Annotated in this window: 19 protein-coding genes; 2 read left to right on the forward strand and 17 right to left on the reverse strand. The window is 62.0% G+C overall.

Translation table 11 applies throughout. From position 1 onward, the window contains the following. The first annotated feature begins 31 nt into the window (after positions 1 to 31). Positions 32 to 1024, forward strand: a complete 993-nt coding sequence (locus M5C56_RS16010) for an alpha/beta hydrolase (protein WP_103499385.1) — start codon at positions 32 to 34, stop codon at positions 1022 to 1024. Positions 1025 to 1158: 134 nt separating this feature from the next. Here the strand turns inward: M5C56_RS16010 and M5C56_RS16015 are convergent, their stop codons facing one another. The 6 genes from M5C56_RS16015 to M5C56_RS16040 are packed head-to-tail and all read right to left on the reverse strand — an operon-like array spanning position 1159 to position 8425. Beyond that, complete coding sequence (locus tag M5C56_RS16015) at positions 1159 to 2556, reverse strand: sigma-54 dependent transcriptional regulator (protein WP_103499705.1); 1398 nt, start codon at positions 2554 to 2556, stop codon at positions 1159 to 1161. After that, positions 2546 to 4336 carry an ATP-binding protein gene (locus M5C56_RS16020; RefSeq protein WP_247263210.1) on the reverse strand — a complete coding sequence of 597 codons (1791 nt, stop codon included), beginning with the start codon at positions 4334 to 4336 and terminating at the stop codon, positions 2546 to 2548. Before M5C56_RS16020 ends, M5C56_RS16015 begins: the two co-directional genes overlap by 11 nt. After that, complete coding sequence (locus tag M5C56_RS16025; protein ID WP_103494190.1) at positions 4336 to 5460, reverse strand: GNAT family N-acetyltransferase; 1125 nt, start codon at positions 5458 to 5460, stop codon at positions 4336 to 4338. The genes M5C56_RS16020 and M5C56_RS16025 overlap by 1 nt, the downstream gene beginning before the upstream one ends. A 10-nt stretch (positions 5461 to 5470) precedes the next feature. After that, the gene (locus M5C56_RS16030) at positions 5471 to 6337 is read right to left on the reverse strand and encodes an alpha/beta fold hydrolase (RefSeq protein ID WP_177102781.1); all 867 of its coding nucleotides are present in this window, start codon (positions 6335 to 6337) and stop codon (positions 5471 to 5473) included. Further along, the gene (locus tag M5C56_RS16035) at positions 6334 to 7728 is read right to left on the reverse strand and encodes an aminotransferase class III-fold pyridoxal phosphate-dependent enzyme (protein ID WP_103494188.1); all 1395 of its coding nucleotides are present in this window, start codon (positions 7726 to 7728) and stop codon (positions 6334 to 6336) included. Before M5C56_RS16035 ends, M5C56_RS16030 begins: the two co-directional genes overlap by 4 nt. Then, the gene (locus M5C56_RS16040) at positions 7721 to 8425 is read right to left on the reverse strand and encodes an HAD-IB family phosphatase (RefSeq protein ID WP_100944506.1); all 705 of its coding nucleotides are present in this window, start codon (positions 8423 to 8425) and stop codon (positions 7721 to 7723) included. Before M5C56_RS16040 ends, M5C56_RS16035 begins: the two co-directional genes overlap by 8 nt. Before the next feature lie 225 nt (positions 8426 to 8650). Between M5C56_RS16040 and M5C56_RS16045 the strand changes: the two genes are divergently transcribed. Then, positions 8651 to 9424, forward strand: a complete 774-nt coding sequence (locus tag M5C56_RS16045) for a MipA/OmpV family protein (protein ID WP_103494187.1) — start codon at positions 8651 to 8653, stop codon at positions 9422 to 9424. 178 nt (positions 9425 to 9602) lie between these two features. On the opposite strand, the gene M5C56_RS16050 is transcribed toward M5C56_RS16045, so the two are convergent. From M5C56_RS16050 to M5C56_RS16100, 11 genes are all read right to left on the reverse strand, one after another. Further along, complete coding sequence (locus tag M5C56_RS16050; RefSeq protein ID WP_103494186.1) at positions 9603 to 10004, reverse strand: EamA family transporter; 402 nt, start codon at positions 10002 to 10004, stop codon at positions 9603 to 9605. A 31-nt stretch (positions 10005 to 10035) separates the two neighbouring features. Then, positions 10036 to 10410, reverse strand: a complete 375-nt coding sequence (locus M5C56_RS16055; protein ID WP_103494185.1) for an EamA family transporter — start codon at positions 10408 to 10410, stop codon at positions 10036 to 10038. A 168-nt stretch (positions 10411 to 10578) separates the two neighbouring features. Further along, positions 10579 to 10908, reverse strand: a complete 330-nt coding sequence (locus M5C56_RS16060; RefSeq protein WP_247263218.1) for a GlpM family protein — start codon at positions 10906 to 10908, stop codon at positions 10579 to 10581. 20 nt (positions 10909 to 10928) lie between these two features. Next, on the reverse strand, positions 10929 to 12254 hold the full coding sequence (locus M5C56_RS16065) for a sigma-54 dependent transcriptional regulator (protein ID WP_103494183.1): 1326 nt from the start codon (positions 12252 to 12254) through the stop codon (positions 10929 to 10931). Further along, on the reverse strand, positions 12251 to 14152 hold the full coding sequence (locus M5C56_RS16070) for an ATP-binding protein (RefSeq protein ID WP_103494182.1): 1902 nt from the start codon (positions 14150 to 14152) through the stop codon (positions 12251 to 12253). The genes M5C56_RS16065 and M5C56_RS16070 overlap by 4 nt, the downstream gene beginning before the upstream one ends. A gap of 172 nt (positions 14153 to 14324) precedes the next feature. Beyond that, positions 14325 to 15059: an amino acid ABC transporter ATP-binding protein gene (locus M5C56_RS16075; RefSeq protein ID WP_103494181.1), complete on the reverse strand. Its 735-nt coding sequence runs from the start codon at positions 15057 to 15059 to the stop codon at positions 14325 to 14327. Continuing rightward, positions 15056 to 15727 (reverse strand): ABC transporter permease subunit, encoded by a 672-nt coding sequence (locus tag M5C56_RS16080; protein WP_103494180.1) that lies wholly within the window; start codon positions 15725 to 15727, stop codon positions 15056 to 15058. Before M5C56_RS16080 ends, M5C56_RS16075 begins: the two co-directional genes overlap by 4 nt. After that, the gene (locus M5C56_RS16085) at positions 15727 to 16473 is read right to left on the reverse strand and encodes an amino acid ABC transporter permease (RefSeq protein ID WP_103494179.1); all 747 of its coding nucleotides are present in this window, start codon (positions 16471 to 16473) and stop codon (positions 15727 to 15729) included. Before M5C56_RS16085 ends, M5C56_RS16080 begins: the two co-directional genes overlap by 1 nt. A 199-nt stretch (positions 16474 to 16672) precedes the next feature. After that, positions 16673 to 17587 (reverse strand): glutamate/aspartate ABC transporter substrate-binding protein, encoded by a 915-nt coding sequence (locus M5C56_RS16090; protein WP_103494178.1) that lies wholly within the window; start codon positions 17585 to 17587, stop codon positions 16673 to 16675. Between the two features lie 442 nt (positions 17588 to 18029). After that, the gene (gene glpD, locus M5C56_RS16095) at positions 18030 to 19568 is read right to left on the reverse strand and encodes a glycerol-3-phosphate dehydrogenase (protein WP_103494177.1); all 1539 of its coding nucleotides are present in this window, start codon (positions 19566 to 19568) and stop codon (positions 18030 to 18032) included. Between the two features lie 300 nt (positions 19569 to 19868). Next, entirely contained in the window at positions 19869 to 20624 is a 756-nt protein-coding gene (locus tag M5C56_RS16100; protein ID WP_103494176.1) for a DeoR/GlpR family transcriptional regulator, read from the reverse strand. Positions 20625 to 20766 lie beyond the last annotated feature (142 nt).

A 20766-nucleotide genomic window follows, 5' to 3' on the forward strand; every position in this document is an offset into this window, starting at 1 on the left:
CCTCAATGGGGTTCTGCGTTTCGGTGTTTTCATGCGTGTAGTAATTTTCCTGGCCGCACTACTGTTCGGCCTGCCGTCTTTTGCGGCTTCAAGATGTGATGTCAATGTTCCGACCCAACAGGTCGAACTGGAAAAGGTCAGCCTGGCCTACCAGAGTATCGGGCGTGCCTCGGATCCGGCCTTGCTGCTGGTGATGGGGCTGGGCGGGCAACTGATCCACTGGCCGGACGAGGTGGTGGTCGCGCTCTGTCAGCAGGGGTTCCGGGTGATTCGCTATGACAATCGCGATGTCGGCCTGTCCACCTGGCGCCAGGCGCCGGCCAGCGCCAACCTGACCTTCGAGGTGCTGCGCTACAAGCTCGGCTTGCCGGTGGCGGCGCCTTATACCCTGACCGACATGGCCGGCGATGCCCTGGGCCTGATGGATGCGTTGCAGATCCAGCAGTTCCATGTGCTCGGTGCGAGCATGGGCGGCATGATCGCCCAGCACGTGGCGGCGATGGCGCCGGAACGGGTCGAGAGCCTGACCCTGGTGATGAGCAGTTCCGGTGCCGAGGGCTTGCCGGCGCCCAGTGCGGCGCTGGTGCAGTTGCTCTCGCGGCGCAGCGCGCCGAACCGTGAGGTGGCGATCGAGCAGCAGGCCGATCTGCTGGCGGCCCTGGGCAGCCCGGAGGTGCGTGACGACCGCAACAAGCTGTTGCAGCAGGCGGCGGCCTCCTATGACCGTGCCTTCAATCCGGAAGGGGTGAAGCGCCAGATCATGGCGATTCTCGCCGAGCCGAGCCGGGTGCCGTTGCTCAATCAACTGCGGGTGCCGACCCTGGTGGTCCATGGCACGGCCGATCCGTTGCTGCCGGTGATGCACGGGGTGCACCTGGCGGCGCATATCCAGGGCAGTCGACTGGTGTTGGTGCCTGGGATGGCCCATCGTTTCCAGGAGGCGTTCAAGGCGCCGTTGCTGGCGGCGGTGCTGCCGTACCTGCGTCTGCATCAGGCGGATGTCAGTCGTTGGGCGCAGCTCTGAGGGAACTCATCGTTATCGCGGCCAACCCCGTCCTGTAGGAGCGTGGCTTGCCCGCGAAGCTTTTAGCGGTCTCAAGGGCCTCTTCGCGGGCAAGCCACGCTCCTACAGGTTATGCAGGGTTTTCCGAACCCGCTTCAGCGGATGATCTTGTCGACGTGGATCGCCAGCTTCTTCAGGCGATACCAGAAGCTGCGTTCGGAAATCCCGATCAACTGCGCCGCGGCCGCCTGCACGCCATTGCTTTCCTGCAGGGCCGCGAGGATATAAGCCTTCTCCACGTCCGCCAGGGCCGCGTCGAGGTCTTTCGGCAGGCCGGGGGCAATGCCGGGTAGCGGGCTGGCGCTGCTCTGGGGCGGCGTCGACTCGAACAGGTAAGCCGGCAGGTCACTCTCTTCGATCACGTGCCCGGCCGCGACGATGGTCGCTCGCTCCACACAGTTCTGCAGTTCGCGGATATTCCCTGGCCACGGGTAGTTGAGCATCGCCTGCAAGGCTTGCGCGCTGAAACCGTCGATGCGCTTGCCGGCCGTGGCGCCCAGGGTATGGGCGAAATGCCGGGCCAGCGGGGCGATGTCCTCGACCCGGTCACGCAGGGCGGGCAGGGGAATCGGGAAGACGTTCAGGCGGTAATACAGGTCTTCGCGAAACTCCTTGTCGGCCACCGCTTGCAGCAGGTTCTTGTTGGTTGCGGCAATCACCCGCACGTCGACCTTGCGCTCGCGCGGATCACCCACCGGCTCGATGATCCGCTCTTGCAGCGCACGGAGGATCTTGGCTTGCAACGCCAGCGGCATATCGCCGATCTCATCGAGAAACAGCGTGCCCTTGTCGGCCTGCATAAAACGTCCGACACGGTCCGCGACGGCCCCGGTAAAGGCGCCCTTGCGATGGCCGAACATCTCGCTTTCCAGCAAGCCTTCGGGAATCGCCGCGCAGTTGACCGCGACAAACGGCATATCGGCGCGGTTGCCATGCTTGTGGATGGCCCGGGCGACCATTTCCTTGCCGGTGCCGCTTTCGCCGGTCAGCAGGATCGTGGCGTTGCTTTCGCGCACCGAGTCCACGGCTTGCAGGACCCGGCGGAAGGTCGGGCTGTCGCCCACCAGGCTGTCGATCTGCTGGTGTTCGTCGAGCTCGGCGCGCAGGCGCGCATTGTCCCGCAGGATGTCGCGAAATTGCAGGGCCTTGTTGACGGTGATGTCCAGCTCGTCGATGTCGAACGGCTTGGCGATATAGTCGAAGGCGCCGTTGCGCATCGATTGCACGGCATTCTTCACGGTGCTGTAGGCGGTCATCACGATGACCGGCAACTGCGGGAAACGCAGCTTGACCTCCGAGAGCAATTGCGGTCCGTCCATGCCGGGCATGCGCCAGTCGCTGATGACCAGGTCGATTTCTTCCTGTTCCAGCACTACCAGGGCTTCCAGGCCGTTGCCGGCGGTGAAGACCCGGATATCGTTCTGGCTCAGTGCCGAGCTCAGCAGATCGCAGAGTTTGGGCTCGTCATCGACCACCAGGACGTTATGCGTCATCGTCTTCTTCCTCATCCTCGTGGTCCAGGTCGCCACCATGGGCCGGAATGTACAGGTTGAAGGTCGCGCCGGCATCTTTTTCGCTGATGCACTCGATGCGCCCGTCATGGTTCTCCATGATCGAATAGACCTTCGCCAGGCCCAGGCCGGTGCCCGAGGCCTTGGTGGTGACGAATGGCGTGAAAATGCGCTCGATCATGTCCGGCTCGATGCCCTGCCCGGTATCGGTGACACTGATGATGGTATAGCGCGTGTCCTTGGCAATGCCAATGGTCAGGCGCCCGCCCTTGGGCATGGCGTCGATGGCATTGAGGATCAGGTTCAGGCAGGCCTGTTTCAACTGCCGGGAGTCGGCATACAAGGTGGCGCCGGGCGCCTGGTCGTCGATCTGCGCGTCGATATTGTGGATCGCCAGTTCCGGAGCGCAGAAACCGAGGATTTCCTCGGCCAGCTCGCGGGCCGGGTAGAGCGCGCGAATCGGTGCGCTGGGCTTGGCGAAATCGAGGAATTCGGTGATCAGGTCGTTGATCCGCGAGACCTCGCTGATCACGTATTCCAGGTGCCGCTTGTCGGTGTCCGGCAGGTTGGCGCGGCGGTGCAGCAACTGCGTGGCGGTCTTGATGATGCCCAGCGGGTTGCGGATTTCGTGGGCCAGGCCCATGGCGACTTCGCCCAGGGCGTGCAAGCGGTCGCGGCGGCGCAGCTGGGCTTCGAGGTGATGCAGCTCGCCCAGGCGTTCGGTCATGTGGTTGAAGGTGTTGCTCAGTTCCGACAGCTCGTCGCTGCCGGTCACCGGGATACGCTTGCTGTAGTCGCCGGAAATCACCGCGCTGACGCCTTCGGCCAGGCCGCGCAAGGGCAGGGTCAGGCGCCGCGAGACCAGCCAGCCGACACTCAGCGACAGCACCGAACCCAGCATGAAGATCAGGATGAACAGGTTGCTCTGGTTGACCAGGCCCACCAGGCTGGTGTGGCGCAGCAGGCCGCTGAAAATCACCCCCTGCAGGTCGCCGGTGTCGTTGAAGATCGGCCAGTACAGGCCGCTGTAGCGGTTGGTGAAGACTTCACTGGGCTGGCGGGTGTCGCGCAGAACGTCGGTGATGCTGTCAGGCACGTTACTGGGGTGATCTTCGAAGCGCTGGGTGGAGAATATCTCGGAAAAACCCTGGGGGTTGGCCAGGTACAGGCGCAGATCCAGGGAGTGCACATCGGCGACGCTGTTGAGGAAACTGCTGTCCAGGTAGGTGGCGATGACCATCTGGTAGTCGACGCCGTCCTGGGTGGTGTCGAAGGTCGAGACCACCACGCCGGTGGTCACGCCGGCGATCTGAATGGTCTGCAACACCGCGTTGGGCGCGGTACTGATCTGCGAGACGATATCATCCGGCTGGGTGGTGAAGACCACCTTGTGGTCCTGGTTGCGCACCAGCGCCACCAGGTCGATGCCCATGGCGTCGGCGATGTCGGCGGTCAGCTTGTCGTGCTTGGCGGCGCGGTGCGAGCTGGGCGGCCGGGTGTAGAGCAGGAACAACTGCGCGACGCGGGCGTTGGAACGCTTGATCTCGCTGATCTCGTCCTTGACCACCTTGGTCGACTCTTGCAGCCAGATGCGCACGTTACTGTCGAAAATCTGCGACAGCGTCGTGGCCGCCAGTTCCGCGGCAATCATGGTCGGCACTACGCTGACCAGCCAGAACGCCAGCAGCAACTTGCGTTGCACGCTCCAGCGCGAGATCGAGAGGGGGCGTCGTTTTCGGCGGCGTTCTGGCGTGTTGGTCATCAGGTTTCGCTTATCGCAGCAGACATGGCAGGGTCGAATCGATCCGGGCGAACCAACAGTTTGACCCCTCTGAGGACATTGTTGACCAGCCAGTTGCGATGATGGAAAAACATATTATTGCCCTGGAAGCAGCAGCCCAGGCGAATCTTGCTGGCATAACCGGCTTGCCCGGACTCGTAGACCGGGATCTGGTGGCGAATGCAGTAATCGACATTGGCCAGCCAATTGCGGAAATAGAGATTGGGTTCGCGGCTTTGGTTCACCTCATGACCGAAAAATTTGTCGATCAGGCGTTCGCCGTCGAACAGCACCAGGTTGAACGCCACGAGGCGCTCGCCGGCCCAGTACAGGACACAGGCCGCGCGTTCGTCCATGTGTTCGAGTACATGGGTGAAGTAACCCGCCGGCAGCCGCTCGAATTGCAACTCGCTGCGCGCCAACGTGGCCTGGTACAGCTCCATGATCCGTGGCAGCACATCGTCGATATTGTGTCGCCATTCGATTCGCGGTCCGGGCGCCCGCAGTTTGCGCCGCAGGTCCTTGCGGGTTGCCTTGTCCAGGGTCCCCAGGTAGGCGTCGATGGAGCCGAACGGGATCGGCAGCAGCGCGTTGGGCAGGCTGGGCATGGCCTGGTAGCCGGCGGCCTTGCAGCTGCGGCGCCAGTCGTTGTCGTCGCTGGGGGCGTCCTTGACGGCGATCAGGCGGATACCCAATTGCCGGGCGTCAGCGTGGGCCAGGGCGAGCAGCTGTTCGAGCAGGGCCTGGCGCCGTGCCGGCGGTACATGGCTGGCCGTTCCGGCCGTGCAGCGCTCCGCCACCGGCGAGCCGATGGCGTAGAGCGGAAATTTCAGCAATCCCGGCAGGAATCGATTGATCCAGCCGGTGATGCGTTTAACCAAACCCTGCACCGTGGTGTCGAGTTTGTAGGAAGTCAGGAAGGCGGGGGCGACGGCCAGCAAACGGTCGTCTTCGAACAGCGCCAGGTAGCGCCATTCAAAGTCTTCGATGCCGGCTTTCTCCACCGCCAGGTAATACTCCCAATTCTCCAGGACGCCGACAAAGCAATCGTTCCAGGCGTTACGGTCGATAGCCTCGATGGTCGAGAAGGCTTGGGCGCTGATCACGGGTCTTTCCTTAGGCCTGTTGCCGCTGTGCTTCAGGCTCGCTCGAGATGCCGCTCAAACGCTCGACGTAGTCGGCGCTCAGCTCGATCACTTCCTTGTATTGCAGATCGACGGTGATCATGTGATAGCAGTTGTCGAGCATGACCTTGGTCACCGGACCGCCCAGGTGACGCTCGACGTAGTCGGCGTTCCATGGGCTGGTGATGTCGTCCTCGATGGAGTGGATCACCAGGGCCGGGGTCTTGATCGACGGCATGCGGCGCATGACCACGGCGTTCATCCGGTGCAGTTCGCGCACGGTGATGCCTTCCATGGTCAACAGCCCGGCATCGCTGCTCTGGCCGGCTTTCATCTGGCGCTCGACGATGGCCCGCAGGCGTTCGTTCTTGATGCCATAGGGCGGCTTTTCCTCGAAACGGCAGATGTGCACGCCGAACGGAATCTTCATCAGCAATGGCGTCAGGAATGCCAGCTTGTGAATGCTCCAGCCGTCGTAGCGCAGGGTCGTCGAGTACATCAGCAGCCCGGCGATCTGGCCCGGGTGTTCGGAGGCCATGTACATGGACATCACCGCGCCCATGGACAGACCGCCGACGAAAACCTGTTCGTGGCGCTCTTTCACCGCCACGAATGTCTTGCGTACGCCTTCATACCAGTCCAGCCAGCCGGTGGCCTGCAGGTCTTCGTTACCGCCGCAGTGCCCGGCCAGGGTCGGCACGTAAACCGTGCAGTTGCCCTTCTTGGCCAGGCCCTGGGCCACCCGACGGAGTTCCGTCGGGGTGCCGGTCAGGCCGTGGATCAACAAGATCCCGACCGGACCCGAGCCGAGTACGAAGCCAGCATCGCCTTCGCCCAGATCGATAGGTGTCATGTTCACCGCTTCATGGCTCGGTTCAGCAGTTGTTCGAGCAGTTTCAGACCCAGGTCGATTTCCGGGTAGCTGATTTCCAGCGACGGTGCCAGGGTGATCACGTTCTTGTAGTAGCCGCCGACGTCGAGGATCAGGCCGAGTTTCTGACCGTCAACCACCATGTCGCCCTTCATGCCTTCCTCGACCATGTAGTCCAGGGTGGCCTTGTCCGGGGTGAAGCCGTCGGTGGTGCAGATTTCGCAGCGCAGGGCCAGGCCCAGGCCATCGACGTCGCCGATGATCGGGAAGCGTTTCTGCAGCTCTTGCAGGCCTTCGAGGAAGTACTTGCCCTTGGCCATGACCATCGCGCCGTAGTCGACTTCGCTGGTCATTTTGAACATTTCCAGGCCAACGGCCGTACCCAGTGGGTTCGAGGCGAAGGTGGAGTGGGTGGAGCCTGGTGGGAAGATCTTCGGGTTGATCAGCTCTTCACGGGCCCAGATGCCGCCCAGCGGGTTCAGGCCGTTGGTCAGCGCCTTGCCGAAGACGATCACGTCCGGCTTGACGTCGAAGTGTTCAATCGACCACAGCTTGCCGGTACGCCAGAAGCCCATCTGGATTTCGTCGACGACCATCAGGATGCCGTGCTGGTCGAGGACCTGCTTCAGCTCGCTGTAGAAGTTCATCGGCGGGATCACGTAGCCGCCGGTGCCCTGGATCGGCTCGACGTAGAATGCGGCGTATTCGCTGGTACCGACTTTAGGGTCCCAGACACCGTTGTATTCGGTTTCGAACAGGCGGGCGAACTGCTGCACGCACTGGCTGCCGTATTCTTCCTTGGTCATGCCTTTCGGGCCGCGGAAGTGGTACGGGAACGGGATGAACTGTGCGCGCTCTCCGAAGTGGCCGTAGCGGCGACGGTAGCGGTAGCTCGAAGTGATCGAGGACGCGCCCAGGGTCCGGCCGTGGTAGCCGCCTTCGAAGGCGAACATCAGGCTCTTGCCGTTGGTGGCGTTACGCACGACTTTCAGCGAGTCTTCGATGGACTGCGAACCACCGACGTTGAAGTGCACGCGACCGTCGAGGCCGAACTTGTTCTTGGCGTCGACCGCGATCATTTCCGACAGTTCGATCTTGCCTTTGTGCAAGTACTGGCTGGCGATCTGCGGCAGGGTGTCGATCTGCTTTTTCAGGGCGTTGTTCAGACGTGGGTTGGCGTAGCCGAAGTTGACCGCCGAGTACCACATTTGCAGGTCGAGGTAAGCTTGGTCTTCGGTGTCCCAGACGTAGGAACCTTCGCAGCGGCTGAAAATGCGCGGTGGTTCGATGTAGTGAACTGTATCGCCGTAGGAGCAATATTTGGCTTCTTTTTCCAGAAGCACCTGGTCTTCGGCTGTAGCGATACGAATATCAGACATGGTGGAAGAGTTCCTGTTGTTCAAGATCGATAGAGTAGTTGCCGGCGTTCGCCGCGATGTCGTTCGGCAGCAGGGCCAGCATGGCCGGCAGCTCGGCGAAGGAGTCGAAGCGCGCGTAAGGAATGTTGTTGCGTTCGCAATGCTCGGCCAGGCGGCCCTTGGCGAAAACGAAGTCGGCGGTGCCGGCCACGCACATGTCCGATTGACCGTCACCGATCACCAGGATGCGTTTGCCCTTGGGCGCGGACTTGCATTTGCAGTTGCCGGAGGCGGCGCGGCAGGCGTCGCTGGAATACGGGAAATCGATGCGCCAGCTATTGTGGTCGACCTGGCGCAGGCGGTTGGCGAGGATCGGCAGCAAGGTCACGTAGTTGCGCGAGAGGATCCGCGCGATGCCTTGTTCGATGCCGTCGCTGACCACTTCGATGGAAGCGCCCAGGCCCATGACATGATCGACGAAGTCCGGGAAGTCCGGGTCGATATCGATGGTGTCGAAGTAAGCCAGCAAGTCAGCCGGCGAAGCCTTGACCAGCGCCAGTTGGCGGCTGAGGCATTCACGCGAACCGATATGACCGTCCAGCCACTCTTGCTCGATGCTTTCCCAGCTCGGGTCGGCGAAACGCTCAAGGATGTTGTCGATCGCGTCGGTGCGGGAGATGGTCCCATCGAAATCACACACGATATGCCAGTGCATCATCTGCTTGTACCTGTTGAATAAGAGCGCACACTGCGCATGCCCTACGCAGAGCACGGAGTGTGCCAAGTGCTCAAATCCGGTATTCTCGTGGAATATATCCGTTATATGTATCGGGTTGCGTACATGAAGCTACAAAATTTGTAGCTTCCTACAAACAACATCAGTGCTCGCCTACAAAAAGTCGTGTTTGTGAACGCGAAGGCATGTATCTACAAGGACACTTTCATGATTCGTCTCTCCTCCCCATTGCTGCTGGCTGGCCTTTTTTCCCTGGCTGGCTGGAGCCACGCGGCCCTGGCTGATGAAGGTCCGACCGGGCAAGTGGGGGTTGGGGTGGGCTATCAGCCCTATGATCCGTCGGGCAGCCGTTATGAAGTGACGCCACTGCCTTATGTGGACCTGGACTGGGGCAATGTCAGCCTCAGTGGCGATGACGGCCTGACCTGGGACGCGTTCAAGGCCAACGGTTTCAGCATCGGGCCTTTCGCCAATTACGTGCCCGGGCGCAACTCCAACGGCTCGTTGCGCGGTTTGCGCGATGTGCCGGACATGGGCGTGGTGGGTGGTTTCGTGGAATACGCGCCGGCCGACTTCTGGCGGTTGTTCGCCGAGCTGGGCAGTGCCGTCGGCGGCGGTAGCGGGCAGGGCGGCCTGCTCGGGCGTTTGGGTGGAGAGCTGGGCTATCCGTTGGGCATGGGGATTATCGGCCGGAGCAATTTCACCGCGCACTATGCCGATGAGCGCCAGGCACAGACGTTCTTCGGTGTGAGTGCCCAGGAGGCACAGGACTCGGGGATCCGCCAGTATCATGCCGGCGGTGGTTTCCAGAACCTGACCCTGACCCAGAGCTTTGCCATCCCCCTGGGCGGTAACTGGTCGCTGATGACCAGTGCCAGCTGGATTCACCTGGTGGGCTCGGCGGCCGACAGCAGCATCGTCAAGCAGAAGGGCGACAGCGACCAGGGGCAGATCCAGACGGCGATCAGCTACAAGTTCTGAGGCCTGACCTTCTTTTGTAGGCACTGGCGCCGGGATGGCGATGTCATATTCAATGACGCCATCGCCAGCAAGCTGGCTCCTACAGGGTTTTGGGCACGACGATAATATGCGGCGTGACTCGGATCTGTAGGAGCCAGCTTGCTGGCGATAGCGCTGCGACATTCACCGCCATCGCCGGCTAGTTCTTCTCGCCTTCTGCCAGCAACGCAATCCCGCCGATAATCACCGCCACACCGATCCAGTGCAGCAGGCTGATCTGCTCGTTCAGCCCCAGCCAGGACGCCAGCAGCACCGCGACAAACACCAGCGAACTCAGCGGAAACGCCAACGACAGCGTGCTGCGTCGCAGAATCAGCATCCAGACGAAAAACGCCCCGATATAACAGGCTACCGCCACCCAGACACCCGGGTTGAGCAGTACCGCGTGCAGCCATTGCAAACTGAAATCGGTCTGCCCGAGTTGATCGCCGCCGACTTTGGTGGCGATCTGTCCGCCGCTTTCGCAAGCGATCAGCAAGGCCCAGAGCACGATGGTGCCGAAGCGCCCGTGCAGCCAATCAATGTGTTTTGAACCGCTCATCAACAATTTCCTTCGAACATGAATGGAGCCCTCAAGCGCCGGAAATGGCCACCAGCATCACGCCGGCGGTGATCACCAGCGTGCCGAGCCAGCGGCGGCGGCTGACGGTTTCGCCCAGCACCATCTTGCCGGCCAGCACCACGCCGCAATAGGCCAGGGCCCCGATGGGAAACACCAGGCTCAAGGGTGCCCGGGACAGGGCTTCGATCCAGACAAAAAACTCGATGACATAAGAACCGATCCCGCACCACAGCAGGGGGGCGTTGAACACCTGGCCCCAGAAGGCTTTCAGCCTGAAGCCACCCTCCAGCTCCGGCAGACGGTCCAGGCCCATCTTGAAACAGAGCTGGCCGATCACGTCCAGGACAACGGAAAAAAGTACCAGCAAAAAAACGCCAAGGGTCACGGAAACAGCTCCTAGAACAGCAGGGTCAACGCTTTATCGCGCGCCGGATTGCACAGTCGCTTGGCTTCGCTGCAGCGTCCATGAAGGCGCACAGCGTAAGGGCTTTGCCGGCAAATGCAAAGGACAGGCCAGCACAAAGCGGACGGGGCGCCGGGCGACGGTGGTGGATCAGCCGTGAAAACGCAGCCAGAGGCTGACCAGCACACTGGCCACCAGCAACCAGGCGAGTACCGCCAGGGCCAGCGATGTCTCCAGGCGCAGCCGGTCCACCAGCACATACAGGGTCGCCAGGTAGATGAAGTAGGGAATGATCGACCACATGCCGAACAGGATGGTGGTTTTCAGATCATCGATCGAACGACCCTTGCCGACGATGTAGTGCGCGATCAGGGCAAAGGTCGGGAACAACGGTACCAGCCCGGCAATGTAGTAATTGCGGGTTTTCGACAGGGCGGCGAGCAGCACCACGACCAGGGCGCCGAGGGCGGCCTTCAACAGTAAATCCATCTTGCCCGCCGTCAGTGACTCAAACCGTACTTCTTGACCTTGTCGAACAAGGTGGTCTTGGCCATGCCGAGTTCGTGGCTGGCCTGGCTCAGGTTGCCGCCGCTGCGCTGCAGGGCCTCGTTGAGCAGGTTACGCTCGAAGGCTTCCACCGCTTCGGCAAAGCCCAGCCCGCCGCCGCTTTGCGCACCGGCTTTCTTGAAGGGCGGCAGGCCGAGGGCGAAGCGCTCGGCGACGTTGCGCAGTTCGCGCACATTGCCCGGCCAGTCGTGGCTCATGAGGCTGGACAAGGTCTGGTTGTCCAGCTCCGGCGCGATACGGTCGAAACGCAGGGAGGACTGCTGCAGGAAGTGTTCGAACAATTGCAGGATGTCTTCGCGCCGCTCGCGCAGGGGCGGTAGCTCCAGGGTCACCACGTTCAGCCGGTAATACAGGTCGCTGCGAAACTCGCCGGCGCGGCCCCTTTCGTCGAGGTCGAACTTGGTGGCGGCGATGACCCGGCAATCGACGACCACGCTCTGGTTCGAGCCCAGGCGTTCCAGGGTGCGCTCCTGCAAGACCCGCAGCAGTTTGATCTGCATGGGGATCGGCATGCTTTCCACTTCGTCGAGGAACAGCGTGCCGCCATGGGCATGCTCGATCTTGCCGATGCGGCGTTTGCCGGCGCCGGTAAAGGCATTGGCCTCATGGCCGAAGATCTCGCTCTCGAACAGGTTTTCCGGCAGCCCGCCGCAGTTGAGCGCGACGAACTGTTGCGACTTGCGCCGGCTGAAGTCATGCAGGCAGCGGGCGACCAGTTCCTTGCCGGTGCCGGTCTCGCCTTCGATCAGCACGTTGGCCGAGGTATCGGCGACATTGGCGATCAGTTCCCGCAGGTTCTGCATGGCCGGCGAGCGGCCGATGATCCGGCCCTCCAGCGAGTCGCGCTCGGCCAGTTGCCGGCGCAACGACCAGACTTCCCGGGCCAGGCCGCGTTGCTCCAGGGCGCGGCGGGCGACGTCCACCAGGCGCTCGGGGGAAAAGGGCTTTTCCATGAAGTCATAGGCGCCGTTGCGCATGGCGCCGACAGCCATGGAGATATCGCCGTGGCCGGTAATCAGCACCACCGGCAGGCTGCTGTCGCGAGCCTTGAGCCGGGTCAACAGCTCCAGGCCGTCGATGCCCGGCAGGCGGATGTCGCTGATGACGATTCCGGGGAAGTTGTCGCCGATCCGTGCCAGGGCTTCCTCGGCACTGCCGACGCCTTCGCTGGGGATATCTTCCAGGGACAGCGCCTGCTGGCAGCCGAGCAGGACATGGGGGTCGTCCTCGACAATCAGGACAGTGAGGTCGTTGTTCATATCGGCTCGGCCTTGGCAGGGTTGACCCGCGGTAAAGTGAGGACGAAGGCGGTACCGCCCGTGAGGGGGTGTTCGACCCCGAGGTGGCCGCCGGCCGCCGCCGCGAGGCTGGCGGAGAGGGTCAGGCCGAGGCCCAGGCCCTGTTCTCCCGGCTTGGTGGTGAAGAAGGGTTCGAACAGGTGCTTGCGCGCCTCAGGCTCGATGCCATGGCCGTTGTCGCGTACCAGCAGGCGGTATTTGCCTTCGACGAAGTCGCCTTCCAGCCACAGTTCCGGCAGCGGTTGGGCCTGCATGGCGTCGAGGGCGTTGCCGACCAGGTTGACCAGGATCTGCTCCAGGCGGGTCTGGTCGATGGCCAGTTGCACGTCGTCGAAGTCGCGATGGACTTCCAGGTGCAGGGTTTCGACCCGGCTGCCGAGGACCTGCAGGGAGGCGTCGACGGCCTTGGCCAGGCTCGACTCGCCCTTGTCGTCACCGCGCCGGGCAAAGGCGCGCAGGCTGGCGGTGATCCGGCCCATGCGGTCGATCAGGTCGTTGATGGTGCGCAGGTTGGTGCTGGCGGTGTCCAGTTCGCCGCGTTCGAGGAAACGCACGGTATTGCCGGACAGGGTGCGCAACGCGGCCAGCGGCTGGTTGAGTTCATGGGCGATGCTGGTGGACATCTGGCCGATGGCGGCCAGCTTGCCGGCCTGGACCAGTTCGTCCTGGGCGCGGCGCAGGGTTTCCTCGGCCTGGCGCCGTTCGCGGATCTGGTCCTTGAGCCGATCATTGCTGGCGCGCAGGTCGACCGTGCGCTCGGCGATCCGTCGTTCCAGCTGGCTGTTGGCTTCCTGCAGGGCTTCGCGGGCGGCCAGGCGGGTGGCGATGACCTTGCGCCGTTCGTTCCAGGCGATCAGCAGGAAGGCCACCAGGGCAAAGGCCACGGCCACCAGCATGCCCTGGTTGGCGGCTTCGCGGCGCAGGTCCTGCAAGGGGGTGAGCAGGGTGAGATGCCAGGGCGTGTCGCTCAGGCGCCGGGTCTGGGCCAGGTAGCTGACGCTGTCGCCGTCCTTGGCCAGCTCGGTGTTGGCCGGGAAGGTCAGGGTTTCGACGCCCTCGGCCAGGCGTTCGCGGGCCAGGGGTTGCAGCTCGTTCAGCGGCCACCAGTAATATTGCAGGCTGCGGGCCAGGCGTTCCTTGATCTCCGGGGTCAGCGGGCGCACGGACTTGAGGCGTCGGGCCGGGTCGCTGGAGAGGATGATGATGCCGTTCTCGTCCGTGACAAAAGCTTCCAGGCGGGCCCGTTGCCAGCGCTCTTCAAGGGCTTCGAGGCGGACCTTGATCACGGCTACGCCGATGATCTTGCCTTGTTCTTCCAGGCCGTGGGCCAGGTAATAGCCGGGTTCGCCGCTGGTGCTGCCGATCCCGTAGAAACGCCCCGGCAGACCGCGCACGGCGTCCTGGAAATAGGCGCGAAAGGACAGGTCTTCACCGAGGTAGCTGTCGGCATCGCGCCAGTTGCTGGTGGCCAATACCCGACCGCTGGTGTCCATGACATAGATGGCCCGACTGCGGCTGCGCCGGTTCAGGCCTTCGAGGTAGGCGTTGACCGCCTGGCGGTGTTCGGCGTCGGGCTCCTTGAGCAGGGCCGAGACGCTGGATTCAAGCTCCAGCAGGCTGGGCAGGTAGGTGTACTTGCTGATCTCGCTTTCGACGGTGCGGGCGTGCAGCTCCAGCTGGCGTTCGCCGTTTTCGCTGAGGGTGCGGATGCCATAGTGTTCGCTGATGCGATAGCCGGCGTAGCCCAGGCCGATCATCATCAGGATGATCAGGGGCGGCAGGAACAGTTGGCGGATCAGGCGGGGTTTCACGGCGAATGAGGGCGGCGTCGCGCGATAGAGGTTGGGGTCGCATTTCATCACGTTTGCCTTGGGTCAACCAGACCGCGTGTCTGCACGGCCATCACCTGAACCCTGTAGGAGCGAGCTTGCTCGCGATGGTGGAGCAGGCGCCATGGGGCATCAGGTACCCCGTGTTATCGTTGACGTCCATCGCGAGCAAGCTCGACTCCTACAGGGGGAGCCTGGGGTTTTAGTGCTGCAGGATCTTCTCGAGGAAATGCTGCGCACGTTCCGAACGGGCACTGATGTCGCCGAAGAACTCGTCCTTGTTGCAGTCCTCGATGATCTTGCCCTGGTCCATGAAGATCACACGGCTGGCGACCTTGCGGGCAAAGCCCATTTCGTGGGTCACGCACATCATGGTCATGCCTTCCTGGGCCAGTTGCACCATCACGTCGAGCACTTCGTTGACCATTTCCGGGTCGAGGGCCGAGGTCGGTTCGTCGAACAGCATCACCACCGGGTCCATCGCCAGGGCACGGGCAATCGCCACACGCTGTTGCTGGCCGCCGGAGAGTTGCCCCGGGTGCTTGTGGGCGTGGGCCGACAGACCGACGCGATCCAGCAGTTGCAGGCCTTTGCTGGTCGCTTCTTCCTTGCTGCGGCCGAGGACCTTGATCTGCGCGATGGTCAGGTTTTCGGTGATGGTCAGGTGCGGGAACAGCTCGAAATGCTGGAACACCATGCCGACCCGCGAACGCAGCTTCGGCAGGTTGGTCTTCGGGTCGGCGATGGAGGTGCCGTCGACCACGATGTCGCCTTTCTGGAAGGGTTCCAGGGCGTTCACGCATTTGATCAGGGTGGACTTGCCCGAGCCCGAAGGACCGCAGACCACCACCACTTCACCCTTGCTGACCTCGGTGCTGCAATCGGTCAGCACCTGGAAGTCGCCATACCACTTGTTGATGTTCTTGATAGAGATCATACGGCAAACCTTTTTTGCAGACGCTTGACCAGCAGCGAGGCGGCAAAGCTGATTGTGAAGTAGACCAGACCTGCGAAGATCAGGAATTCATTGGAACGGCCGATGATGTCGCCGCTCGAGCGCGAGGCGTTGAGGAAATCCACCAGGCCCACGGTGTAGACCAGCGACGTGTCCTGGAACAGGATGATGCTCTGCTGCAACAGCAGCGGGGTCATCTTGCGGAACGCCTGGGGCAGGATGATCAGGCGCATGGTCTGGCCATAGCTCATGCCCAGGGCCTGGGCGGCGCCCATCTGGCCCTTGGCGATCGACTGCACGCCGGCGCGGACGATTTCGCAGAAGTACGCCGCTTCGAACATCATGAAGGCCACGATGCAGGAGGCGAACGCGCCGATCGGCGTGTCTTCTCCGGTGATCCAGCGCAGGACGAAGGGTACCGCCAGGTAGAACCAGGTGATCACCAGCAGCAGCGGGATCGAGCGGAAGTAGTTGACGTAGGCACCGGCGACGTTGGCCAGCAGCTTGTTCGAAGACAAGCGCATCAAGGCCAGGAGCGTACCGATGACCAGGCCGCCGACGACACCCAGCACCATCAGCTGCAGGGTCATCAGCATGCCGTTCCAGAGACCCGGAATGGCCGGGACGATGCCACTGAAATCGAAGTCCATTATTTACCCCCCACGGAGATCAGGCCGGGCACCGCGACTTTCTTCTCGACCAGGCGCATCAGCAACATCAGGCTCATGTTCAGGGTGAAGTAGATCAGCGTCGCCAGGGTGAAGGCTTCGAACAGGTTGGCGGAGAACTCGGCGGTCTGCTTGGTCTGCGCGAGCAGTTCCATCAAGCCGATCAGCGAGGCCACGGAGGAGTTCTTGAAGACGTTGAGGAATTCCGAGGTCAGCGGCGGAATGATGATCCGGTAGGCTTGCGGCAGCAGCACGTTCCAGTAGATCTGCGGCAGCTTGAAGCCCATGGCGCGGGCCGCCGATTCCTGGCCGCGGGGCAGCGCCTGGATGCCGGTGCGGACTTGTTCGCAGACCCGGGCGGCGGTGAACAGGCCCAGGCAGACGACGACGCTCAGGTAGGCCGAGGTGGTCGGATTGAGGTCCTGTTTGTACCAGTCCTGCAGGTTTTGCGGCAGCAGATCGGGTATCAGGAAGTACCAGATGAACAGTTGCACCAGCAGCGGCACGTTGCGGAAGATTTCCACGTAGATCGTGGCAATGCCCGATACCACGCGGTTCGGTACGGTACGCATCACGCCCAGCAGCGAGCCGAGGATCAGTGCAACGATCCAGGCCACCACGGCGATGGCGATGGTCCAGCCCAGTCCGGAGATGAACCAGTCGAGATAGGTCTCGCTGCCCACACCGGTGGACTTGAAGAACACGCCCCAGTCCCAGTTGTAATTCATTCGGGTCTCCCCTCGGATCAATCAGTGGTCACGCACGTGCTTCCCGGGACTCCGCCCCGCCTGACGTGCTTCGTCAGGCACACACGTTCCGCTCGCGGTCCGAGTGTCTTTCCCATCTCAATAGAAGAAGCCAGTACAGCAGATATCAACAAACTCCCGGATATGCGTTCGTGCCACCGGGAGTTCGCTCAGAGGTGCATCAGATCTTTTTGTCCGGTGCAGGCTTGTCGTTCGGATTGGCCAGCAGGGCCTTGAGCTCGTCGCTCATCGGGAAGTTCAGGTTCAGGCCTTTTGGTGGAATCGGCTGGGTGAACCACTTGGCGTAGATCTTGTTGATCTCGCCGGACTTGTAGGTTGCGACGATGGCGTCATCCACGGCTTTCTTGAAGGCCGGGTCGTCCTTGCGGACCATGCAGCCATAGATTTCGTAGGATTGCGGGGTGCCGGTCACGGCCCAGTCATCAGGCTTCTTGGCCTTGGCCATTTCCCCGGCGAGCAGGGCGTCGTCCATCATGAAGGCTACGGCGCGGCCGCTTTCGAGCATGTTGAAGGCTTCGCCATGGTCCTTGGCGGAGATGACGTTCATGCCCATCTGCTTGTCGGCGTTCATCGCCTTGATGATGCGCTCGGACGTGGTGCCGGCGGTGGTCACGACGTTCTTGCCCTTGAGGTCGGCGAAGTCCTTGTAGGTGGAGTCTTTCTTCGACAGCAGGCGGGTGCCGATTTCGAAGATGCCGACCGAGAAGTCCACTTGCTGGCCGCGTTCGGCGTTGTTGGTGGTGGAACCACACTCGACGTCGACGGTGCCGTTCTGCACCAGCGGGATACGGGTCTGGGAAGTGACCAGGTTGTACTTGACCTTGAGGTCTGGCATGTCGAGGTCTTTCTTGATGCCTTCGACGATGGCCAGCTGGATATCGTGGGAGTAGCCCACTGGCTTGCCGGACGCATCCGCGATATAGGAGAACGGAATGGAGCTGTCGCGATGCCCGAGGGTGATGGTGCCGGACTCTTTGATCTTCTTCAGGGTGCCGGTCAGTTCAGCGGCGAAAACTGGAGTACTGATCAGAGCAACAGCGATAGCTGCGCCCAGAAGCTGGGGAACGATGCGCATCAGATGGTTTCCTCGAGATTGTTTTTCTTATGGAGTCGGTCAGCCGACTCTCGGGTACTTCGAAGCGCTCATCCGACCCCAAGGGCGGCCTGAGCATTCGGTATCGAGTGTAGAGCACGACTCATGCCAGGCTTGGGGGTGAGGTTTTAGTCATTGATTTTAAAGGGGAATCTGATTGTTTCGAGAGGTTTCGGAGCGTCTGGCGTCCGGTTTGCCGAATGGTTGGCGAAGGGCTGTTCGGAAAACCGAATGGGAAGGGGCTGTAGGAAGGGGCTTGTTTTTGAGGGGGTTGGTGATCGCAAGGGCCTCTTCGCGGGCAAGCCCTGCTCCTACAATGTGGTGTCGTACACAAAATGGGTGAACGACGATGAACTGTAGGAGCAGGGCTTGGTCCGGGCGGCGTTCCGACGAAGCTCTTGGCGGCTTTGAGACGTGCCCGAAATCAGGCCGCTTCGATCTTGCCGCGGTGCTGCTCGACCTTGTCCAGATAGTGCTGCAACTGTTGCTGCTCGGCCGCCGTGGTGAACAGGCCCAGCTTGCTGCGCCGCCACAGGATATCCACGGCCGCGCAGGCCCACTCTTCGCTGCACAGGTAATCGACTTCGCGGGTATAGAGGCCGCCACCCAGGTGTTCGCCCAGGTCGCTCAGGTTCTGCACGCCCTCCAGCAGGCGCCAGGTGCGGCTGCCGTAGGTGCTCGCCCAACGCCGGGCGATCTCGGTTGGAATCCAGTCGAAGCGGGTACGGATCTCGTGGCTCAGGGCCTGGCGCGTGGTCATGTCTTCGCCGCCGGGCAAGGTCGAGGTGGCGGTCCAGCTCGGTTTCATGTTCTTGAAGAACGGTGCCAGCTGGGCCAGCGCCGATTCGGCGAGCTTGCGGTAGGTGGTCAGCTTGCCGCCGAACACCGACAGCAGCGGGGCTTCATCGTTGCCGCCGGAGAGCGCCAGGGTGTAATCGCGAGTCACCGCCGAAGGGTTGTCGGACTCGTCGTTGCACAGCGGACGGACGCCGGAATAGCTGTGCAGGATATCGCTGCGGGCCAGCTGCTTCTTGAAGTGTGCGTTGACCACCTTGAGCAGGTAGTCGGTTTCGGCTTCGGTGATACTGACCTTGGCCGGGTCGCCCTGGTATTCGCGGTCGGTGGTGCCGATCAGGGTGAAACGGTCCAGATACGGAATGGTGAAGACGATGCGCTGGTCCTCGTTCTGCAGGATGTGCGCGTGTTCGCCTTCGTACAACCGGGGCACGATCAGGTGGCTGCCCTGGATCAGGCGGATGCCGTAGGGCGATTCCAGCTTCAGGTCGTCCTTGATGAACTTGGCGACCCAGGGGCCGGCCGCGTTGACCAGGGCCTTGGCCTGGATCGAGAAACGCACGCCATTGCCGTGTTCCATCTCCAGATGCCACAGGCCATTGCCGCGACGGGCGCTGACGCAGCGGGTGCGGGTGTGTACATGGGCGCCGTTCTCCCGCGCGGCCATGGCATTGAGCACTACCAGGCGCGCGTCGTCGACCCAGCAATCGGAGTATTCGAAACCCTTGGTGATTTCCGCCTTGAGCGCGCTGTCGGCGCCGAACTTCAGGCTTTTCGAACCGGCGAGCTTCTCGCGCTTGCCCAGGTGGTCATACAGGAACAGGCCGGCACGAATCATCCAGGCAGGACGCAGGTGCGGACGATGGGGCAGGACGAAACGCATCGGCTTGACGATATGCGGGGCCTTGGCGAGCAGCACCTCACGTTCGGCCAGGGCTTCGCGCACCAGACGGAATTCGTAGTGTTCCAGGTAACGCAGGCCACCGTGGATCAGCTTGCTGCTGGCCGAGGAGGTGTGGCTGGCCAGGTCGTCCTTTTCGCAAAGGAACACCGAGAGACCGCGACCGGCTGCGTCCGCGGCAATCCCGACACCATTGATACCACCGCCAATCACGGCGATGTCATAGAGCTCGGCAAGGGGTGGGGCAGGCAAGGTGCTGGGGTTCATCGGTGAGCCTCGCAGGGTCTTCTCTATATTTGAATTCGAACATTAATGTTCACTTTCGAAAATAGTAGCGGATAAACGTGCTCACGACCAGTCAACCCTGATTGAAAAAATCCATCAGGATAGGTGGAAAGGAAAATTATCGAACATTGTAGGGCGAGAGAGGTGGTGCGCCCTTGTTACTGTAGGAGCAGCCTGTCGACGCTCGATTGCTCGTGATGGTCGCCAACGCCAACGCGGGGTATCTGAATAATCGCGGTGCCTTTACGTCCATCGCGAGCAAGCTCGCTCCTACAAGGGGGGTCAGACCACTTCCAGGCGGATCTTGTGCTGCTGCAGCAGTTGGGCCAGCGCCGGTACGGGCGCCTGGTCGGTCACCAGGGCGTCGATCAGGGTGATGGGCCCCAGGCGAACCATGGCATTGCGCCCGAACTTGCTGGAGTCCGCGGCCAGGATGACCTTGCGCGCATTGGCGATGATCGCCTGGGAAACCCGCACTTCCTGATAATCGAAGTCCAGCAGGCTGCCGTCTTCGTCGATGCCGCTGATGCCCACCAGGGCAAAGTCGACCTTGAACTGGTTGATGAAGTCGACGCTGGCCTGGCCCACTACACCGCCGTCACGGCGCACGTTACCGCCGGCCAGCTGGACTTCGAAATCATCCTTGGCGCTGAGGATCGACGCCACGTGCAGGTTGTTGGTGATGATCTTCAAATGGTTGTGATTGAGCAGCGCCCGGGCGATGGATTCGGTGGTGGTGCCGATATTGATGAACAGCGAGGCATGATCGGGGATATGGGCGGCGATGGCTTCGGCTATGCGTTGCTTTTCATCGCGCATCTGGTCGGCGCGCATGGCGTAGGCGGTGTTTTCCACGCTGGAGTCGTAGGCCGCGCCACCGTGGTAGCGACGGAGCAGATTGGAGTCCGCCAGCTGGTTGATATCGCGGCGGATGGTTTGCGGGGTCACGACAAAAAGCTGGGCCATTTCCTCGATGCTGACATAACCGCGTTCGCGGACCAGTTCGAGGATTTGTTGCTGGCGGGGAGGCAGATTCATTGGGCGTCCTTTGGGCTGCCGTACAAATTCTTCCATCATGCCGCAGGAAGGACCTGTCTGCCACTTGCGGGGCCAATCAATCGCGGATGTGCGGTGGGGGTGTCGTACGTTGTTGCTGTTGAGGTCGCTCTTGTTTCTGCGG

Source organism: Pseudomonas sp. MWU13-2862 (genome assembly GCF_023242495.1).
Lineage (GTDB): Bacteria > Pseudomonadota > Gammaproteobacteria > Pseudomonadales > Pseudomonadaceae > Aquipseudomonas > Aquipseudomonas gingeri_D.